General features: G+C 63.3%; 17 protein-coding genes. 6 read left to right on the forward strand and 11 right to left on the reverse strand.

The window, feature by feature from the left end:
• Window positions 1–135: 135 nt before the first annotated feature.
• Window positions 136–900 (forward strand): SDR family NAD(P)-dependent oxidoreductase, encoded by a 765-nt coding sequence (locus ACTJGZ_RS00900; protein WP_441661073.1) that lies wholly within the window; start codon window positions 136–138, stop codon window positions 898–900.
• 89 nt (window positions 901–989) lie between these two features.
• Here the strand turns inward: ACTJGZ_RS00900 and ACTJGZ_RS00905 are convergent, their stop codons facing one another.
• The 5 genes from ACTJGZ_RS00905 to ACTJGZ_RS00925 all read right to left on the reverse strand — a co-directional run bounded on the left by ACTJGZ_RS00905 (window position 990) and on the right by ACTJGZ_RS00925 (window position 5,530).
• Window positions 990–2,267: a TRAP transporter large permease subunit gene (locus ACTJGZ_RS00905; RefSeq protein WP_441661074.1), complete on the reverse strand. Its 1,278-nt coding sequence runs from the start codon at window positions 2,265–2,267 to the stop codon at window positions 990–992.
• Window positions 2,264–2,779, reverse strand: a complete 516-nt coding sequence (locus ACTJGZ_RS00910; protein ID WP_441661075.1) for a TRAP transporter small permease — start codon at window positions 2,777–2,779, stop codon at window positions 2,264–2,266. The genes ACTJGZ_RS00905 and ACTJGZ_RS00910 overlap by 4 nt, the downstream gene beginning before the upstream one ends.
• Before the next feature lie 113 nt (window positions 2,780–2,892).
• Window positions 2,893–3,909, reverse strand: a complete 1,017-nt coding sequence (locus ACTJGZ_RS00915; protein ID WP_441661076.1) for a TRAP transporter substrate-binding protein — start codon at window positions 3,907–3,909, stop codon at window positions 2,893–2,895.
• Window positions 3,910–3,948: 39 nt separating this feature from the next.
• Window positions 3,949–4,767, reverse strand: a complete 819-nt coding sequence (locus ACTJGZ_RS00920) for a sugar phosphate isomerase/epimerase family protein (protein WP_441661077.1) — start codon at window positions 4,765–4,767, stop codon at window positions 3,949–3,951.
• A gap of 13 nt (window positions 4,768–4,780) precedes the next feature.
• Window positions 4,781–5,530: an SDR family NAD(P)-dependent oxidoreductase gene (locus tag ACTJGZ_RS00925; RefSeq protein WP_441661078.1), complete on the reverse strand. Its 750-nt coding sequence runs from the start codon at window positions 5,528–5,530 to the stop codon at window positions 4,781–4,783.
• Window positions 5,531–5,637: 107 nt separating this feature from the next.
• Between ACTJGZ_RS00925 and ACTJGZ_RS00930 the strand changes: the two genes are divergently transcribed.
• The gene (locus ACTJGZ_RS00930) at window positions 5,638–6,570 is read left to right on the forward strand and encodes a LysR family transcriptional regulator (protein WP_441661079.1); all 933 of its coding nucleotides are present in this window, start codon (window positions 5,638–5,640) and stop codon (window positions 6,568–6,570) included.
• Between the two features lie 17 nt (window positions 6,571–6,587).
• On the opposite strand, the gene ACTJGZ_RS00935 is transcribed toward ACTJGZ_RS00930, so the two are convergent.
• The 3 genes from ACTJGZ_RS00935 to mfd form a co-directional block, all read right to left on the reverse strand.
• Entirely contained in the window at window positions 6,588–7,034 is a 447-nt protein-coding gene (locus tag ACTJGZ_RS00935) for a GNAT family N-acetyltransferase (protein WP_441661080.1), read from the reverse strand.
• A gap of 144 nt (window positions 7,035–7,178) precedes the next feature.
• Window positions 7,179–8,045: a phosphoserine phosphatase SerB gene (serB, locus tag ACTJGZ_RS00940; protein WP_441661081.1), complete on the reverse strand. Its 867-nt coding sequence runs from the start codon at window positions 8,043–8,045 to the stop codon at window positions 7,179–7,181.
• 137 nt (window positions 8,046–8,182) lie between these two features.
• The gene (gene mfd / locus ACTJGZ_RS00945) at window positions 8,183–11,671 is read right to left on the reverse strand and encodes a transcription-repair coupling factor (protein ID WP_441661082.1); all 3,489 of its coding nucleotides are present in this window, start codon (window positions 11,669–11,671) and stop codon (window positions 8,183–8,185) included.
• 27 nt (window positions 11,672–11,698) lie between these two features.
• On the opposite strand from mfd, the gene ispD reads away from it, so the two are divergent.
• Together ispD and ispF are read left to right on the forward strand one after the other, a co-directional pair.
• Complete coding sequence (gene ispD, locus ACTJGZ_RS00950; protein ID WP_441661083.1) at window positions 11,699–12,391, forward strand: 2-C-methyl-D-erythritol 4-phosphate cytidylyltransferase; 693 nt, start codon at window positions 11,699–11,701, stop codon at window positions 12,389–12,391.
• A complete protein-coding gene (ispF, locus tag ACTJGZ_RS00955; protein ID WP_441661084.1) occupies window positions 12,388–12,879 on the forward strand; it encodes a 2-C-methyl-D-erythritol 2,4-cyclodiphosphate synthase in 492 nt (163 codons plus the stop codon). The genes ispD and ispF overlap by 4 nt, the downstream gene beginning before the upstream one ends.
• Before the next feature lie 39 nt (window positions 12,880–12,918).
• Here ispF and ACTJGZ_RS00960 read toward each other — a convergent pair whose 3' ends face one another.
• From ACTJGZ_RS00960 to ompR, 3 genes are all read right to left on the reverse strand, one after another.
• Window positions 12,919–13,458, reverse strand: coding sequence for a peroxiredoxin (locus ACTJGZ_RS00960; RefSeq protein WP_441661085.1), 540 nt, complete (start codon window positions 13,456–13,458; stop codon window positions 12,919–12,921).
• 73 nt (window positions 13,459–13,531) lie between these two features.
• Window positions 13,532–14,932, reverse strand: coding sequence for an ATP-binding protein (locus tag ACTJGZ_RS00965; protein ID WP_441661086.1), 1,401 nt, complete (start codon window positions 14,930–14,932; stop codon window positions 13,532–13,534).
• Window positions 14,919–15,656 carry an osmolarity response regulator transcription factor OmpR gene (ompR, locus tag ACTJGZ_RS00970; protein WP_068366864.1) on the reverse strand — a complete coding sequence of 246 codons (738 nt, stop codon included), beginning with the start codon at window positions 15,654–15,656 and terminating at the stop codon, window positions 14,919–14,921. The genes ACTJGZ_RS00965 and ompR overlap by 14 nt, the downstream gene beginning before the upstream one ends.
• Window positions 15,657–15,884: 228 nt before the next feature.
• On the opposite strand from ompR, the gene tsaB reads away from it, so the two are divergent.
• Both tsaB and ACTJGZ_RS00980 read left to right on the forward strand, forming a co-directional pair.
• Window positions 15,885–17,117: a tRNA (adenosine(37)-N6)-threonylcarbamoyltransferase complex dimerization subunit type 1 TsaB gene (tsaB, locus tag ACTJGZ_RS00975; RefSeq protein WP_441661087.1), complete on the forward strand. Its 1,233-nt coding sequence runs from the start codon at window positions 15,885–15,887 to the stop codon at window positions 17,115–17,117.
• Window positions 17,117–18,085 (forward strand): uracil-DNA glycosylase, encoded by a 969-nt coding sequence (locus ACTJGZ_RS00980; RefSeq protein ID WP_441661088.1) that lies wholly within the window; start codon window positions 17,117–17,119, stop codon window positions 18,083–18,085. The genes tsaB and ACTJGZ_RS00980 overlap by 1 nt, the downstream gene beginning before the upstream one ends.
• Window positions 18,086–18,177 lie beyond the last annotated feature (92 nt).

Genomic DNA, 18,177 nt, shown 5'->3' on the forward strand with positions numbered 1-18,177 from the left:
GTGATAAATGTTCTCGCCTTTGATATACCGCAAACAGCCGGGCCGGCAAGCATTTACAGCGCATGGCGCCGCCGCAGACAATGAGCTCCAGGGCAGCGGTTTTTGCCGCTGCGGCTTGCTGAACAGGAGAAAGCAATGAAACGTCTGGAAGGTAAAGTTGCCATTGTCACCGGCGCTGCAGTCGGTATCGGCCGTGCCATCGCGCTGCGCCTGGCGCAGGAAGGCGCCAAAGTCGCCGTGACGGATGTGCAGGATGGCAGCGAAGTCGTGGACGCCATCAGCAAGCAAGGGGGGCTGGCCAAGTACTGGCGCGTGGATACGACGGACGAGGCGTCCGTGGCGGAATCGTTTATCGAGGTGGCGGAGTATTTCGGCCGGATAGATATCCTGGTCAATAACGCCGGGATTTCCGGGGTGAACAAACCCACGCATGAAATCACGGAAGCCGAATGGGACCGGGTCATGGACGTCAACGTCAAAGGCGTTTTCTTCTGCACCAAGCATGCGGTGCCGACCATGCAGGAACAAGGCGGCGGCAGCATCATTAACCTGTCTTCTATCTATGGCCTGGTGGGCGCAGCCGATCTGCCGCCTTACCATGCCTCCAAGGGCGCTGTGCGCCTGATGAGCAAGAATGACGCTTTGCTGTACGCACGCGATCATATCCGTGTGAACTCAGTACACCCTGGCTTCATCTGGACCCCGCTGGTCGAAGATTTGGCCAACAACGCGCCGGAAGGAGCCGCGGCATTCCGCGCCGAACTGGATGCGCGCCATCCGCTGGGGTATGTCGGAGACTCCGACGATATCGCCTGGGGCGTGGTGTATCTGGCCTCTGATGAGGCCAAGTTCGTCACGGGCAGCGAGCTGGTGATAGATGGCGGTTATACCGCCAGGTAAGTCCCGCGCCTTGGTGCGCCAGCGTCATGCGCAGGCCCGGTTTCCGCAAGGAGGCCGGGCCTGCGCGCTGATACGCGGGGCAATTCGGCTTAGTACAGCCAGCCCGCCGGTATGGTGATCAAAGGCGGAAAGAGGACGAACAACAGCAAAATGGCGAAGAGCGTGAAGATAAAGGGCAGGGCGCCGCGCGTGACCAAGTCTATTTTCATTTTGCTCACGCTGGCGACTGTACTCAATACCGTTCCCACTGGCGGGGTAATCAAGCCGATGGACACATTGACGACAAACAGAATGCCGAAATAGACGGGGTCGATACCGGCAGATTTGACGACAGGCAGCAGGACGGGGGCCAGGATCAGGATGGTGGGCGCCGAGTCCATGCAAGTGCTGATGACCAGAATCAGGAGCATGATGGTCAGCAGCAACAGGGTCGGATTGTCCATGACGGGGCCTAGCAAACCGATGATGCGTGAGGGCAGATCGGCGACTGTCACCAGCCAGGCTGCCACCATGGCGGAGGCGACCAGCAGCATGATGACGGCTGTTGTTCTGGCAGAGACCAGCAGAATGCCATATAGCTGAGACCAGCGCAGTTCACGGTAAATGACGGTCGCAACGAACAGGGCATAGGCTGCCGCTACCACGGCGGCTTCGGTCGGGGTGAACACGCCCATGCGCAAACCCACCAGAATGATGACCGGCAACATCAGCGCCCAGGACGACTCGCGGAAGGCGCGCCAGACATCCTGACGGCTTTTGCGCGGCGGCGTTTCCAGTTGTTCGCGGCGGGCCAGCCACCACCAGGTTGCCCACAGAGCCACGCCTATCATCAGGCCAGGGGCGATGCCGGCCATGAACAGCTTGGAGATGGACACATTGGTGGCCACGCCGAACAGGATGAGGGCAATGCTGGGCGGCAGAATGGGAGCAATAATACCGGTTGAGGCGATCAGGCCCGCGGCCCGGGAAGGATCATGCCCGGCGCGGCGCATCATGGGCAGCAGCATGGCCGTCAGCGCGGCGGCGTCGGCCACGGCAGAGCCGGACAGGGCGGCGATAAAGCAGCCAGCCAGAATTGTGACATAGCCCAGGCCGCCGCGGATGTGGCCGATGAGCGCCAGCGCCAGATTGACCATGCGGTGCGACAGGCCGCCGGCGTTCATGATCTCGCCTGCGAGCAGGAAAAACGGGACGGCCAGCAAGGGGAAGCTGTTGGCGCCGTTGATGACATTCTGCGCCAGAATCTGGGCGTCGAAGTAATCCAGGTGATACATCAGCCCGACGGAACTGGCCAGCAAGGCGAAGGCGATGGGGATGCGCAGCGCCATGGAGCCCAGCAGCGTGCCGACAAAAATCAGGATGGTCATTGGGAATCCTCAGGGCTGATGGCAGGCTCGTCTTCCAGATCGACACCAGTGTTGTGCAGCACGGCCAGGCAGAGGTCGCGGGCGATGAGCAGCAGGGCTGAGCTGCCGAAAATGACGCCAGTGGCATAGAAAATGCCCATGGACCATTCCGTTGTCGGGGCGGGAATATCTGCGTTGATCATCATTTGCTCCCAGCTGCCCGCCAGCACCAGCCAGGCGATATACAGCATGAGCAGACGGCCCAGGATAAACAGGGGTTTGTGCAGGACGCGCGGCAGCAGGGCGTAGAACAGATCACTGCCCAGGTGCGTGCGGTTGTTCAGGGCCACGATGGCGCCCAGGAAAACAATCCAGATAAAGGCCCAGCGCGCGACTTCCTCGGAGACGGTGATACCGGAGTTGAACAGATAGCGCAGGGCGACATTGACGAAGACCAGAACGGTCATGAAGGCCAGCAGTCCGACCTGTATATGGTCGAGCAAGCGGCAATAGCGGTTCAGTAGGGCTTGCATGATGAAAGTCCTTGGGCCGGGAAAACACGCAGGCCAGCGGATGCGGTTTTCCAGGCGCCAGCGAAACAGAAGGAGGTGTCCGGCGCGGCGCATGAGGCCGCGCGGCTAGGGACTCAGGAAGGGTTGCGCAGTTTGGCCAGTTCAGCCTGCACCTGTTCCAGTGTTTCCGGCCCCACACGCTGGGCGTGCTGGCTCACCACAGGCGCGACGGCGGCGCGGAAGCGCTCCATTTCTTGCGGGCTCAGTTCCGTGAGTTGCATGCCGCCATCCTGCAAGGCTTGCAGCGCCGCTTCTGCGCCGGCACGGGAACGCTCGCGCTGGTACAGCGATGCTTCCGCAGCCGCTTCGCGCAGGATGCGCTGCTCCTCAGCCGACAGCCTGTCCCAGAAGCGTTTGCTGATGATGAGTGCCATCGGGTTGTAGAGGTGGCCGGTACGGGTCACATATTTCTGCACTTCCTGGAAGTTGGAAGCCAGGATGGTGGTGAAGGGGTTTTCCTGGCCATCGACGGCATGTGATTCCAGCGCCGGGTAGAGTTCGGGAAAGGCCAGCGGCAAGGCGTTGGCGCCCAGGGCATTGAACAGGTCGATATAAATAGGCGACTGGATCACCCGCACTTTCAGGCCGGCAATGTCCTCGACTTTTTCCACGGGGCGGCGGTTATTGGTGAGATGGCGGAAACCGAGATCCCAGTAACCCAGGCCGATAATGCCTTTCTCGCTCAATTTTTCGAGCAGCGCGGTGCCGATGGGGCCGTCGGTGATGGCATCGACTTCCTCGGCATTGTTGAACAGGAAGGGCGTATCGAAGACGCCCAGCTCCTTGACGTGCGAGGTCAGGATGCCGGCGTTGAGGTTGGTCATTTCCAGCGTGCCGCCCTGCACCGCAGAGACGTTTTGCAGATTGCCGCCCAGCACGCCGCCGGGGAAGGTTTTGACCGTGAGTTTGCCGCCCGACTTGGCGGCAACCAGTTCGGCGAATTTGTCGGCCCCTTCGGCCTGCGGATGGCCGCGCTGGTTTTCAAAGGCAAAGCGGATGGTGCGGGTCTGGATATCATCCGCCTGGGCGGCGACGGCAGGCAGCAGGGCCAGCAGCGTGGCGCAGGCCAGTTGGCGTAGTGTGGATTTCATGGTGTTGTCTCCTTGTTATGAAATGAATAGGTACGGCAATCAGGCGGCCAGACCTTGCAGCAAGGCTTCGGTCTTGAGCCGCATGCGTTTGGCGCGCTCAACGGGGGCAACCGTGAGCGATAGGCCGGCCAGCGGCACTTCCAGCCCGATGGGGATATTGCCCGGCAGGCCCGCCAGAAGACTGGACAGGTTCAGCCCGCCGTCGCCAGGCATGAGCCGTTCCCTGCGTGCCTGGAACAGCAGCCCGTCCAGATCGGCTGGCCGTTCTGCCGGGGCGTCGCACAGTTGCACATAGGGGAAGCGGGAAGGCGCGATGGCGGCCAGCGTGGCCGGGGTTTCACCGGCGCGGTCGAAGTGCAGGGCATCTATGACTATCCCCGCCTCCTGGGCGCCGCTTTGCTGGATCAGCGCCTCGGCCTTGGCAAGGCTGGAAATGGCGACCCAGGGCACAGGTTCCAGGCAGGCCCGCAAACCGAGGGACGACGCCATTTCGGCAAACTGCCCGAAATTCTGGCTCAGTCTGGCTGGGTCGGGGTCCTGGCCGGAGACCAGCGCATGCCGGGCGCCCAGCCGGACGCCGGTTTCCAGGGCAGCGCGGTAATCGGCGACTTGCGTGTCCGGGCGCAGGCTGAATAGCTCGATATCCAGCAATTGCATGCCGGTATCGTCCAGGCGCCGGGCAATCTCGCGCACGGTGGGCGTATTGCCGATGGCATCGTGGCGAGTTTCCGTGGCGGTGGCTGGAATCAGGCGCAGGCCCAGGGCCTGATACCCGGCCAGAGCGGCGCACAGCACCATATCGGGCGGCGTCAGTTCCAGATGAGAGAGCGGCGCGAGGGCAAATGTTGTGCTGGGCATGGTTCGCATCGTCCTAGTAATTGGCGCGTCCGCCGGACAGATCAAAGGTAAAGCCGGTCGTGAAGGTGCAATCCGGCCCGGCGATCCAGGCCACCATGGCAGCAATTTCCGGAATACTGAGGAAACGTCCCATCGGAATCTTGGCCTTGGAGCTGGCAATATGCGCCGGCGTCATTTGTTGCAGCAATTGGGTTTCCGTCATGACCGGCGCGACAGCATTGACCAGGACGCCTTCACCAGCCAGTTCGCGCGCCAGTGATTTGGTCAGCCCGATGACGCCGTGCTTGGACGCGGAATAGGGCGTGATGCCCGGGACGGCTTCCTTGCCGGCGGCCGAGGCGATGTTGATGATGCGGCCGTGGCCGGCTGCCCTCATGAGCGGGACGATGGCGCGGCAGCAATAGAAGACGCCGCTGAGGTTGATATCCATGACCTGCTGCCATTGCTGCGGCGTGTATTCCCACATCGGCTGGACCGGGCCATTGATGCCTGCATTGTTGACGAGAATGTCGATCCGGCCCAGTTGGGCATGGGCTTCTGCCACGGCCAGATGGATGGCATCCGGGTCGCGGATATCCACGCGCTGAGCCAGGGCAGGTTCAAACCCGCTGTCGGCGAGCGGGGCCAGATCCATGTCCCAGATAACAACCTGGCAGCCTTCGCGGGACAACCGCCGGGCAATGCCAAGACCGATACCCCGGGCAGCGCCGGTCACAATGGCGACCTGTCCGGTCAAGGGCTGGGGTGTGCTTGCTTGATTCAACTGCGTGCCTCCATTCGAGAATGGAAAGCATCGTAAGAAAGGCGGGTCACATACGTCTATGCGATGTTTTTTATTAAAGATATCAAAATAATTGATAATCTAGGCAAATGGAAAACGCCAACCCGAAACCTTTGCTGGATGCCAAGCTCTTGCTGCTGTTTATTGCCCTGCACCATACCGGCAGCGTCAGCCGCGCGGCGGATCAGCTGGGGCAGAATCAGCCGACTGTCAGCATGTGGCTGGCGCGTCTGCGCGCTTACTTTGATGATGAACTGTTTGTCCGTACCGGCGGCACGATGGTGCCGACTGCCAGGGCAGAGACGCTGCTGGGGCCGGTACGCGAGGCGCTGGCGGCCTTGCAGCGGCTGGAGCAGCAGCCGGAAAGGGTGGTGCCGGCGCAGATGGAGCGCCGCTTCACGGTTTGCATGACCGATGCCAGCCATATGACCTTGCTGCCCCAGTTGCTGACGCTATTGCGGCGCGATGCGCCGGGCGTCAGTCTGGATGTGGAACCCATAGAGGCCGAGACCCCGGCCCGCCTGGCAGCTGGTTTGGCGGATCTGGCGCTGGGCATTATTCCTGGCCTGGAATCAGGCTTTTATCAGCAAACGTTTTATACCCAGAGCTTTGTTTGCCTGGCAGGCAGCCATTGGCATGATGGATCGGCGCTGACGCTCGCTGATTATCAGGCAGCAGCGCATATCGAAGTCTTGTCGGGCAGGACGCATTCGCTGCTGGATAGCGCCCTGCGGTCCCAGCGTATCCAGCGCAGGGTGGCATTACGGCTGCCCGGCTTTCTGGGCGTGGCGAATATTGTCGCCAATACGGATTTGCTGGCGACAGTGCCCAGCCAGATCGGGCGCCGTTTGGGCAGCACCAGTGGCGTCAGGTTATTGCATTGCCCTTTTGAAACCAGCATGTTCACAGTGAAGCAATACTGGCATGCGCGCATGCATAATGAACCGGCGCATCGCTGGCTCAGGCAGCAGTGCGCCTTGCTTTACCGTACCCAGGAGCTGGGTGTGGTGTATGACGATTAAAGGCGTGTCGTCTGGCCTTAGCCGGGCGTGCGGACCATGGTGATATGGGCGATGCCGGCTTCTTCAAAGGGGGCGCCGCGCACCTGGAATCCATGCCGCTCATAGAAAGCCTGGGCATGGCATTGCGCGTTCAGCACCAAGGCCGTATGCCCTTGGCGCAGCCCGGCTTCCACCAGCGCCTGCAACAGGCAGCCGCCCAGGCCCATGCCGCGCGCTTGCTGGCGCACCGCCATGCGGCCGATATGGCCGTCGGGCAGCAAGCGGCCTGTGCCCAGTGCCGTGCCTTGGGCATCATAGGCAATGGCGTGCAGGCATAGCGGGTCCATCTCGTCGAGTTCGATGTCTGGCGGGACGCCTTGTTCATCGACGAACACTTCGAAGCGGATAGGGGCCGCGTCGCTGCGCAGCGCTTCCCAGTTGTCCAGGCGCAAGCGGATGCCGGGCGGCAGGGCAGGAGGAGTCACGTGCAGATTCATGGCGCGGGCGTAAAAGAAGCGGCAAGGAGGGGAACGCAAGGGACGAGAAGCGCAAGGGACGGGAACCCAGGGCGCCCGCGGGGGGGAAGGCTGGCGCGGGGCCTGGGGCGCTGAACCTTGCGTGCGAAGCGTTCAGCTGGCGAACCAGTTCAGCACGCCATCCAGCCCAGTGTAATTCAGGGCATGGCTAGCTTGTTGCTGCACGACCGGTTTGGCACGGTAGGCCACCGAGATGCCCGCCAGCTTCATCATTTGCAGGTCATTGGCACCGTCGCCGATGACAATGGCCTGGCTGGTTTGCGCGCCATGACTGACGGCGAATTGCTGCACCAGGCTGGCCTTGGCCTGGGCATCGACGATATCGCCCAGCACCCGTCCGGTCAGCACACCGCTGTCATCGACTTCCAGGGTGTTGGCGTGGGCGGCGTCCAGCTGCAGGCGCTGGCGCAGGCGCTCCGTAAAGAAGGTGAAGCCGCCGGAAACCAGCAGAATCTTCAGGCCGGCGGCCCTGGCGGATTCCACCAGGCGTTCTGCGCCAGGGTTGAGCTTGAGGCGGTCGGCGTAAACTTCATCAAGCGCAGTGGCCGCCACGCCTTGCAGCAGCGCTACGCGGCGGCGCAGGCTCTCGGAAAAATCCTTGATTTCGCCACGCATGGCCGCTTCAGTAATGGCGGCGACTTCGGGTTTGCGGCCGACGGCATCGGCGATTTCGTCTATGCATTCGATATTGATGAGCGTGGAGTCCATGTCCATGGCCAGCACGCGGTAATCGGACAGCTTGGCCTGGCCAGGCACATAGGCATAGTCCATGTGACGGCTGGCGCACCAGGCGGCCAGTTCCTGGCGGCTGGCGTCATCCGCGGCAACGCCGGTCAGGCGCGCGGCGGTGGTGCTGATGCGGCGCACGCCATTGGCGCAGGCCAGGGCTGCGGCCTGTTCGATGCGGTCGGCGGACAGGTCGGGAGATTGCAGGATGAGGTGGGTGCTGGAATCGGTCATGGCTTGCGGGCCGGCGCCGGAGGCGCGCGGCAAGATAGGGAAAAGTCGCCGGGCAGCCGGTCAGGCGCGGCGACCGTGAATGGCCAGCAGGCATCATAGCCGCTAGCCGTGCAAACAGGATACGCTGGCCGCAGCGCTTAGCTCAAGGAACGCAGCAGGCCGCGAACGGCGTCGATGCGCGCGGTAATGTCGGGTTTGGAGATCTCCATGCGCAGCTTGTCCGGGCCGCTCAGGCGGATGTGGCGTTGCTTCTGAACCAATTCGATCAGGCGTACCGGATCTACTTTGGTATCCGTGCGGAAATGCAGCAAGGCCTGGGTTTCGCTGGCGTCCAGCTTCTGGATGCCCAGGGCTTCGGCGCGCAGGCGCAGGCGATGGCTGGCCAGCAGGGTTTTTGCGGCTTCCGGCAGGGGGCCGAAACGGTCTATCAGTTCTTCTTGCAGGCCCAGCAGGGTGTCGTCGTCCGGCGCATGCGACAGGCGCTTGTAGAGGGCCAGGCGGGCATGCACATCGGGGCAGTAATCGGAAGGCAGCAAGGCCGGGGCATGCAGATTGATTTCGCAAACGGCGTGCAGGTCGGCATCCAGATCCGGCTCCTTGCCGGATTTCAGCGCGCGCACGGCGGCATTGAGCATGTCCGAATACAGAGAGAAACCGATTTCCTGGATATTGCCGGATTGTGATTCGCCCAGCACTTCGCCCGCGCCGCGGATTTCCAGGTCGTGCATCGCCAGGTAGAAACCGGACCCCAGTTCTTCCATGGCCTGGATGGCTTCCAGGCGTTTTTTGGCATTGCTGGTGATGGCGTCTTCGCCGGGGGTCAGCAGGTAGGCGTAGGCCTGGTGGTGCGAACGTCCGACGCGGCCGCGCAACTGGTGCAGCTGCGCCAGGCCGAAGCGGTCGGCGCGGTGGATGATGATGGTGTTGGAGCTGGGCACGTCGATGCCGGTTTCAATGATGGTGGTGCACAGCAGCACGTTGTAGCGCTGCTGGTAGAAGCCCTTCATCACCTGTTCCAGTTCGCGCTCGGGCATCTGGCCGTGGGCCACGGCAATGCGTGCTTCCGGCACCAGCTCTTCGAGCCGGGCGCGGCGGTTGTGGATGGTCTCGACTTCATTGTGCAGGAAATAGGCCTGGCCGCCGCGTTTGAGTTCTCGCAGCAGCGCTTCGCGTATGGTGCTGCCATCCTCGCGGCGCACGAAGGTCTTGATGGCCAGGCGTTTTTGCGGCGCGGTCGCGATGACGGAAAAGTCGCGTATGCCTTCTAGCGACATGCCCAGCGTGCGCGGAATCGGCGTGGCGGTGAGCGTCAGAACATCAACTTCGGCGCGCAGCGCCTTGAGCGCTTCTTTCTGGCGCACACCGAAGCGGTGTTCTTCGTCGATGATGACCAGCCCCAGACGCTTGAAACGCACATCCTTGGACAGAATCTTGTGGGTGCCGATGACAATGTCTATGGTGCCGTCATTGATGCCGCCGATGGCCGTGCTGATTTCCTTGGCTGAACGGAAGCGCGACAGTTCCACGACCTTCACCGGCCATTCGGCAAAGCGGTCAGAGAAGGTCTGGGCATGCTGTTCGGCCAGCAGTGTGGTGGGGCACAGCAGGGCGACCTGTTTACCGTTGGCCACGGCGATGAAGGCTGCGCGCAGGGCGACCTCGGTTTTGCCGAAGCCCACATCGCCGCAGACCAGGCGGTCCATGGGGCGGCCCGAGGTCATATCGTCGATGACGGCTTCGATGGCAGCCGCCTGGTCGGGCGTTTCCTCAAAGCCGAAGCCTTGCGCGAAATTGCCGTAGTCGGCTGGCGTCAATTCAAAGGCATAGCCCTGGCGCGCGGCGCGGCGGGCATACAGGTCGAGCAATTCGGCGGCGCTGTCACGCACTTGTTTGGCGGCCTTGCGCCGCGCTTTTTCCCATTGCCCCGACCCCAGTTGGTGCAAGGGGGCGGATTCAGGGTCGGCGCCGCTGTATCGGGCAATGACGTGCAACTGCGATACCGGCACATAAAGCGTGCTGCCTTGCGCGTACTCCAGATGCAGGAATTCCATTTGGCCTTCGCCCAGATCCATGCTGGCCAGGCCGCGATAACGGGCAATACCGTGCTGCAGGTGCACGACGGGGTCGCCCTCACGCAGCTCGGCCAGATCGCGCACCATGGCTTCGACATTGCTGGCCTGTTCCTGGGCGCGGCGAGGGCGGCGCTGGCCGCCGCCGCTGTCAGGGTAAAGATCGTTTTCGGTTAGGAAGACCGTGCCATCGGCGTGGCGGATGAAGCCGGCGGTCAGCGGCGCCGTAGCCAGCGTGAAGGGGCCGCTTTCCAGCCAGGCGGCCGGCAGGCTGTCGGCCTGGGCGTGCGGCGCCAGGCCGTGCTCCTGCAACATCAGCAGCAGGGTTTCGCGGCGTCCGGCGGAGTCGGCGCACAGCACGATGCGGCGCGCGCGGTCGTGGCCGCCCTGGCCCAGCGTATGCACGCATTGCCGCAGCCGCGCCAGCGGATCATCAGCGCGGCGGGCGACTGCGACGTCGGGGGGCGCGGTGAAGTCCGGGTTGGCGTTATCTGTCAGGGCCAGGCGCGGCAGCGCGCGCAGATGCGCGTACAGGGCTTCCTGGTTCATGAAAAGGCGGTCTGGCGGCAACAGCGGCCGCTCACGGTCGCTTTTCAGGAACTGGTAGCGGCTCTGGGTATCGCGGGCGAAGCCCTGGATGGTGTTGTCGATGTCGCCGTGGGTAACGGCCAGCGTGCCGGCGGGCAGGTAGTCGAACAGTGTTGCCGTGTCATCGAAGAACAAGGGCAGATAGTATTCGACGCCGGCAAAGGCAATGCCGTTGCCGATATCGCGGTAGGGCAGGGCGCGGCTGGGGTCGCCTTCAAATTCTTCGCGGAAACGCGCGCGGAAACGCGTGCGGGCGTCTTCATCCAGCGGGAATTCGCGGCCAGGCAACAGCTCGATTTCACGCACCGGGTACAGGGTGCGCTGGGTATCGACGTCAAAACTGCGCAGCGATTCGATTTCGTCATCGAACAGGTCGATGCGGTACGGGACGGCAGACCCCATGGGGAAGAGGTCTATGATGCCGCCGCGCAGGCTGAATTCGCCGGGGGCGCTCACCTGGGTGACATGGCTGTAGTTGGCCAGCACCAGTTGGGCGCGCAGGGCGGCTTCATCCAGCTTGTCGCCCTTGCGGAACGAGAAGGTATAGGCCGCCAGGAATGAAGGCGGCGCCAGGCGGTAGAGCGCCGTGGTGACCGGGACGGTGAGAATATCCACCTGGCCCTGCATCAGGGCGTGCAGAGTTTTAAGTCTGGCGGAGATCAGGTCCTGGTGTGGCGAAAAACCGTCATAGGGCAGGGTTTCCCAATCGGGCAGCTGGCGTACTTGCCGTCCCGGCGAGAACAAACGGATTTCTTCGGCCAGCCGCTGGGCCTGCAGCGGATCCGCGCAGAGGATCAGCATGGGGCTGCCGGCGCGCTCCGAAAGTTCGGCCAGCCAGCAGGCATCGCCGGACCCGTGCGGGCGAGGCTGGGCGTGGCGCTGGCCTGGTTTCAGGGCGGCAAGAACGGCGGCGGTGGCAGGCGATTCTGGCAGTTGCGAGACGCCGGCAGAGGTGATGGATTCAGGCATGAGGACTCTGATTATAAAATCCCTGCCATGACAGAGAAACTGATTGCGATTGTGCCGGCCGCCGGGATAGGAAAACGCGCCAGCCGCCACGACGGCGATGTGCCCAAACAGTACCGCCAGTTGCGTGGTGTGCCGGTGCTGCGTTTGGCGGTGCAGGCCTTATTGGCCGACCCCAGGGTGACGCAGGTGCGGGTTGCCGTGGCGGCGGGTGACGTTTGGGCTGCCGAGGCTCTGGCCGGGCTGCCGCGTGTGGCATGCCGCGCCTGCGGCGGCGCGGAGCGTGCCGATACCGTTGCCAACGCTTTGGCGGATGCGGCAGCGCACGCCGGGCTGGGCGAACGTGACTGGGTGCTGGTGCATGACGCTGCCAGGCCGGGCTTGCCGGCGCCGGTGCTGGCAGGGCTGATAGATGCCTGCCTGGCCGATGAGGTGGGCGGCTTGCTGGCCTTGCCGGCCGCTGATACGGTCAAGCAGGGGCGCGAGCGCGTGGCCCGCACGTTGCCGCGTGAGGAAATCTGGCTGGCGCAGACGCCGCAGATGTTCCGCGCCGGTTTGCTGGGCCAGGCTTTGGCGCAGGCCCGGGCGCAGGGCAGGCTGGTGACGGATGAGGCCAGCGCGATGGAAATGATGGGCCATGCCCCCTTGCTGGTGCGCGGGTCGCCGCGCAATGCCAAGCTGACCTGGCGTGAAGATTTTGAATGGATGGAGAATTGGGGATGAGTATTCCGTTTCGTGTCGGACAAGGCTTTGATGTGCACGCGCTGGTTGAAGGGCGCCCGCTGATTATCGGTGGCGTAACGATTCCGCATACCCATGGGCTGGCCGGGCATTCGGATGCGGACGTATTGCTGCATGCCGTGACCGATGCCGTGCTGGGGGGCGCGGGTCTGGGGGATATCGGCCGTCATTTCCCGGATACCGATCCGGCTTTCCAGGGCGCCGATAGCCGTGTGCTGCTGCGCGAAGCGTATCAGCGCGTGCGCGCGGCGGGCTGGGAAGTGGTCAATGTGGATGCGACCGTGCATGCCCAGGCGCCGAAGATAGGGCCGCATGCGGCGGCTATGGTGGCAAATATCGCGGCGGATCTGGGGCTGGAACCCGGGGCGGTCAATGTGAAGGCCAAGACCAACGAGCATTTGGGCTATCTGGGCCGCAAAGAGGGGATTGCGGCCACGACGGTTGCCTTGCTGGCGCGCAGGCAGGCCTGAAGGCGCCAGAGCTGAACCCTGCCAGTACAGAGGGCGGGTTCAGCCGCCGATGGGGCGGTTGCAGACCGCCGGTTCGTCGGTCAGCAGCGCATCAAGCACCCGCAGCACTTCATCGGGATTGCGGCCGACTTTCAGGCCGTTGACCGAAATATGCTGGATGATATTGTCGGGGTCCACGATCAGCGTGGCGCGCAGGGCCACGCCCTGGGTGCGTTCGCGTATGCCCAGCTGGTCGATCAGCGAGCCGGAGGTGTCGGCGAACTGGTGGTGCTGAACGCGGGCCAGTTCGTTTTGCTCGCGGCGCCAGGCCAGTTTGACGTGCTCATTGTCGCTGGAGCCGCCCAGCAACACGGCATCGCGTTCTTCGAAGGCTTCGGTCAGCGCGTCAAAACCGATGATTTCGGTGGGGCAGACTGAGGAGAAGTCCTTGGGATAAAAGTAGATGACTTTCCATTTGCCGGGGAAGGTGCTTTCGGTGATGTCTTCGAAAGCGGAAACGCCATTTTCTTCTGCCAGAGTAAAGCCAGGCTTGACGCCGGTAATGCGGAACGAGTCGAGTTTATCGCCGATGGTTTTCATCAAAATCTCCCAGGAGTCCCTGAGCGCCACAATGACGCTCTCTGGAAGCATTCTACGCGAAGCCGGGCGCGTCTCAGCCGAGTTGCGGGCGGGGCAGTTCGATGCGGACCAGCAGGCCTGATGGCTCGTTTTGCAGCAGGTTCAGGCGGCCGCCGATCTGGCTCAGCAGGCGTTCGACGATGGACAGCCCGAGCCCCGCGCCGCTGACGCCGGTGCGCGCGCTTTCTCCGCGGGAAAAGGGGCGCAGCATTTTGGCGCTGTCAGACAGCGGGATGCCCGGGCCTTGGTCGGAAACGTCGATACGCATCCATTTTCCCTGGCTGCTGGCGGTCAGATGGATATGCGCCCGTCCGTCTTCGGACAGGCCGTAGCGCCTGGCATTTTCGATAAGATTGGTGATGATGCGTTTCAGATCGAAGTCCGAGATGCGCGCATACAGATCTGCTGCGATCTCGGCTTGCAATGTGCCGCCCAGGGCTTCGGTATGGCTGCGCTCGCGCTGATAGATTTCCTGCAGGACATCGGAGACCGAAGTCACTTCCTGGCCGGAGGTGCCGGCGGGACGGGCATAATCCATCAGCTGGCCGATGCAGCGTTCAATCTGGCCCAGGTCCTGGTCGATGTTTTGCAGCGTATCTTCGGAGACGCCGCTCATTTCAATTTCCAGCCGCAGCCGGGCCAGCGGCGTGCGCAGGTCATGCGATAGGCCCGCCAGCATCAGCTCCCGGTCCTCTTCGCTTTGGCGTAATTCGTGGGCCATGCGGTTGAAACTGGCATTAATGCGGCGCAATTCTTCCGGGCCGCCTTCGGGCAGCGGCAGAGGCGTTGAGCCCCGGGTCAGTTCCTGCACGGCCTTGGCGAGCCGGGAGAGCGGGCGGTTGACGAAGCCGACGCTGATGGCCGCGCCGATCAGCGACAGGATCAGCGCGGTGACGCCCCAGCCTATCCATTCCATGCCGCCTGTCAGGCCGAACTGATCGCGCTCGAAAACCAGCCAGTAGTCCTCGCCGTCGATGCGGAAGCTGACCCAGATACCGGGAATATTATTCACAGAGCTGGCCAGGCGGATGTCTTCGCCCTGGCGGTTGCGGATCAGGGTGGCGACACGGGTCCAGTAGTCATCGTGGGGCAGCGCCTTGATATCGTCTTGCTCGGTGCGCGGATAGACCTGCAGGCCTTCATTGGTGGCCAGATCGAGCAAGAGGCGGCTGCGCGAGTCCGGCGCTGAATAAATCAGCGCGGCGCGGGTGATGTTGACAGAAGTCACGACCCGCTGCGCCATTTGGTAGGCGCGCGGGCCGATTTCCATACTGAAGAAAACTTGCAGCCAGGCCAGCAGGCTGGCGATCATCAGCGTGCTGAGCAGCAGAAACGTGCGGCCAAACAGCCCGAGCCGGAACAGCCGCGTCCAGCGCGACTGTTCGGGGTGGCGGGTGTTTTGTCGGTGTGTATGGCTGGGGTCAGTTGCCGCCATCGGGGACGAAGACGTAGCCCAGGCCCCAGACCGTCTGAATGAAGACGGGCTTGGAAGGATTCGGTTCGATCAGCTTGCGCAGACGGGAAATCTGCACATCCAGACTGCGGTCGAACGCTTCATATTCACGGCCGCGCGCCAGTTCCATCAGCTTGTCACGCGACAGCGGCACCTTGGGATGGCGGGCGAACACCTTCAGCACAGAGAACTCACCTGTCGTGATGGGCACGGTTTCGCCGTTGCGCATCAGCGTGCGGGTGGAAAGATTCAGGGTGTAGGGGCCGAAAGCGACGGATTCATTTTCCTGGCTGGGCGCGCCGGGATGTTCTTCCGCGCCTCGGCGCCGCAGGATGGCATTGATGCGGGCCAGCAGTTCGCGCGGATTGAACGGTTTGGACAGATAGTCATCAGCCCCCATTTCCAGGCCCAGGATGCGGTCGATCTCTTCCGCCTTGGCCGTCAGGATAATGATAGGGGTGTTGTCATGTGCACCACGCAGCCGGCGGCAGATCGACAAGCCGTCTTCGCCAGGCAGCATCAGATCGAGTACCAGCAGGTCGAAGTGTTCGCGTTGCCACAGACGCGCCATTTCCTTGGAATCTTCAGCCACGAAAACATTGAAGCCTTGTTCCGATAGGTAACGGCGCAACAGATCACGCAGGCGGGGGTCATCATCGACAACCAGCAATTTGCGAGGAGTAGGAGGCGTTTGTGGTGTAGGCATGTCGTAAATGTAACAGCGGGCTAAAGGGGGGCCAAAGGGGCTTACTTCACGTTACACAAGTGTAAATTTCGCCACAAATGGCAGCTGAGCATATCCGTATAGAGAACGGTCGGCACACCAGCGGTTCCTTGCCTGCGCTTGTGTCTGGATAGACAACAGGCGCAGCGGCCCGCCCGGCGGGGCGATTCCATCCGCCCGTTTCCGGGCTGCATTCCTTACAATCCTGGCATGGACATCAATTTGATCAGTTTCGAAACCTCCGGGCCGCGTTGCAGCGTGGCATTGCTGCGTGCTTCTGCGGGAGCTATCCGTAGTATAGCGACGCGCAGCCATGATGGGGGCCGGGATCACGGCCAGCAGATTCTGCCGCTGGCCAGCAGCCTGTTGCGCGAAGAAGGGCTGACGGCAGCCAATCTGCACGGCGTGGCCTTTGGCCAGGGGCCTGGCGGGTTTACCGGCCTGCGGGTGGCGTGCGGCGTGGCGCAGGGGGTTGCATACACCTTGAATGTGCCTGTGTTACCGGTGGTGTCCAATCTGGCTGTGGCGGCTGCGAGCGGCGCGGCGCCAGGGCAACTGGTCATAACGGCGCTGGATGCGCGCATGGAAGAAGTCTATCTGGCGGTTTACCGGGCGCCGGGGCAGGCGGGCGCCGCCTGGCAGGAACTGCTGGCGCCCCAACTGGTGGCGGGCCGGGATGCCTTGCCCTGGGTGGAAAGCCTGTTGCCGGGTTGGCAACTGGATGACGCTGACCCGGTACCGCCGCTCTGGGCCGGTGACGGCTGGTTGCTGGCCGGGGAAGATGCGCGCTTTCAGCCGACATTGCTGGCCTTGCGTCCAGATGCCGATGTCGTGGCGCGCCTGGGCCTGGAAGCCCTCTGGCGCGGCGAAGGCAAGCCCGCGCAGGAAGCGATGCCGCTCTATGTACGTGACAAGGTGGCGTTCACGACCGCTGAGCGCGCCAAGGGCGATGGCGGCAATCCCAGGGCGACTGTGCCGATTTATGCGCAGGCTATGACAGCCGGGCACCTGGAAAGTGTGGTGGATCTTGAGGCGCAGGTGCAGAAGCATCCCTGGACACGCCGTAATTTCGAGGATGCGCTGGCTGCTGGTTATGACGCCTGGGTGCTCTGCGAAGGCGAAGCGGTGGTGGGCTTTTATATCGCCATGCTGGCGCCGGATGTGTCGCATTTGCTGGCGGTTGCTGTGGCGCCGGAACGTCAGCGGCAGGGCTGGGGCTGGCGGTTGCTGGAGCATTTCGCGCAGCGCGCCGCCGAGGCCGGGCTGGAAGGGCTGTTGCTGGAAGTCCGGCCCTCCAATGCGGGCGCGCTAGCGCTGTACCGCCGTTTTGGTTTTGAACAGATTGGCGTGCGCAAGGAGTATTACGAAGCTGGCGCGCAGCGGGAAGATGCGTGGGTGTTTCAGAAACGCCTGCCTGCCGCTGCGCCAGGGAGTGTGGCGTGATGGCGGAACGGACAGCGCCGGTATCGGCCATGCAGCGGCTCTGGCTCAAGGAAATGGGCGTGGGCCGCGCGCTGTTGCCGGAACCGCCGCGGCCTTTGGCACGGGCGGTAGCCGCGGATGATCAGGCCGCGCCTGCGGCGGATTTGCCCAAGCGGGCAGCTGGCGCGGAGGATGTCTCGCCGCGCAGCGCAGTTAGCGATGCGCTCGCGGCATTGGCGGCAGGGCGGCCCGGGCAGGCCTCGGCAGGCCGGCGCCCGTCAGCCGGGGCTCAGCCCGCAGTGCGGCCCGTGCCTGGCGCTGCCGCCTTGCCGCCGGCGCAGACTGGGGGCGCCGCTGCCCAGATAGCGGCGCCGCCTGAAGCGGCGGCGCCAGTTGCGGTGGCCGTGCGCGGGCCATTGGCCCAGGATATGGCGGGCTTGCGCGAGCAGGTGCTGGCCTGTACGGCATGTGATCTGTGCCAGACGCGCCGGCAAGCGGTCTTCGGCGATGGCGCTTTCCCGGCACGCTGGATGGTGATAGGCGAAGCGCCGGGTGAGCAGGAAGACCGCCAGGGCTCGCCTTTTGTCGGCCGTGCCGGGCAATTGCTGGATGCCATGCTGGCTGCGGTCAATCTGCAACGCGGCCGGGAAGTGTTTATCGCCAATGTAATCAAGTGCAGGCCGCCGGCCAACCGGAATCCCCGGCCGGAAGAATTGGCTGCCTGCAGCCCATATCTGATGAAGCAGATCGAACTGATCCAGCCCGAGGGCATTCTGGTACTGGGCCGTTTTGCGGCGCATACCTTGCTGCAGACAGAGGCTTCGATTGGCAATTTGCGCGGCCGCATCCACAGCTGGCGCGATGGCCAGGGCAGGGAAATTCCGCTGGTGGTCAGCTATCACCCGGCCTATTTGCTGCGCAGCCCGCATGCCAAGGCAGCGGCTTGGCAGGATCTGCGTTTGGCCGCTGCCCAGACGCAAGCGGTTTAAACAGGGCAGTTGAAACACTAGGCTGGGCGTATGCCCGCCTGAACGCGGGGCCGCTGCTGACGCCGCTCAGGCTGGCAGGGCATGCTGATGCC

Origin of the sequence: Kerstersia sp. (assembly GCF_052103615.1) — a bacterium.
GTDB lineage: Bacteria > Pseudomonadota > Gammaproteobacteria > Burkholderiales > Burkholderiaceae_B > Kerstersia.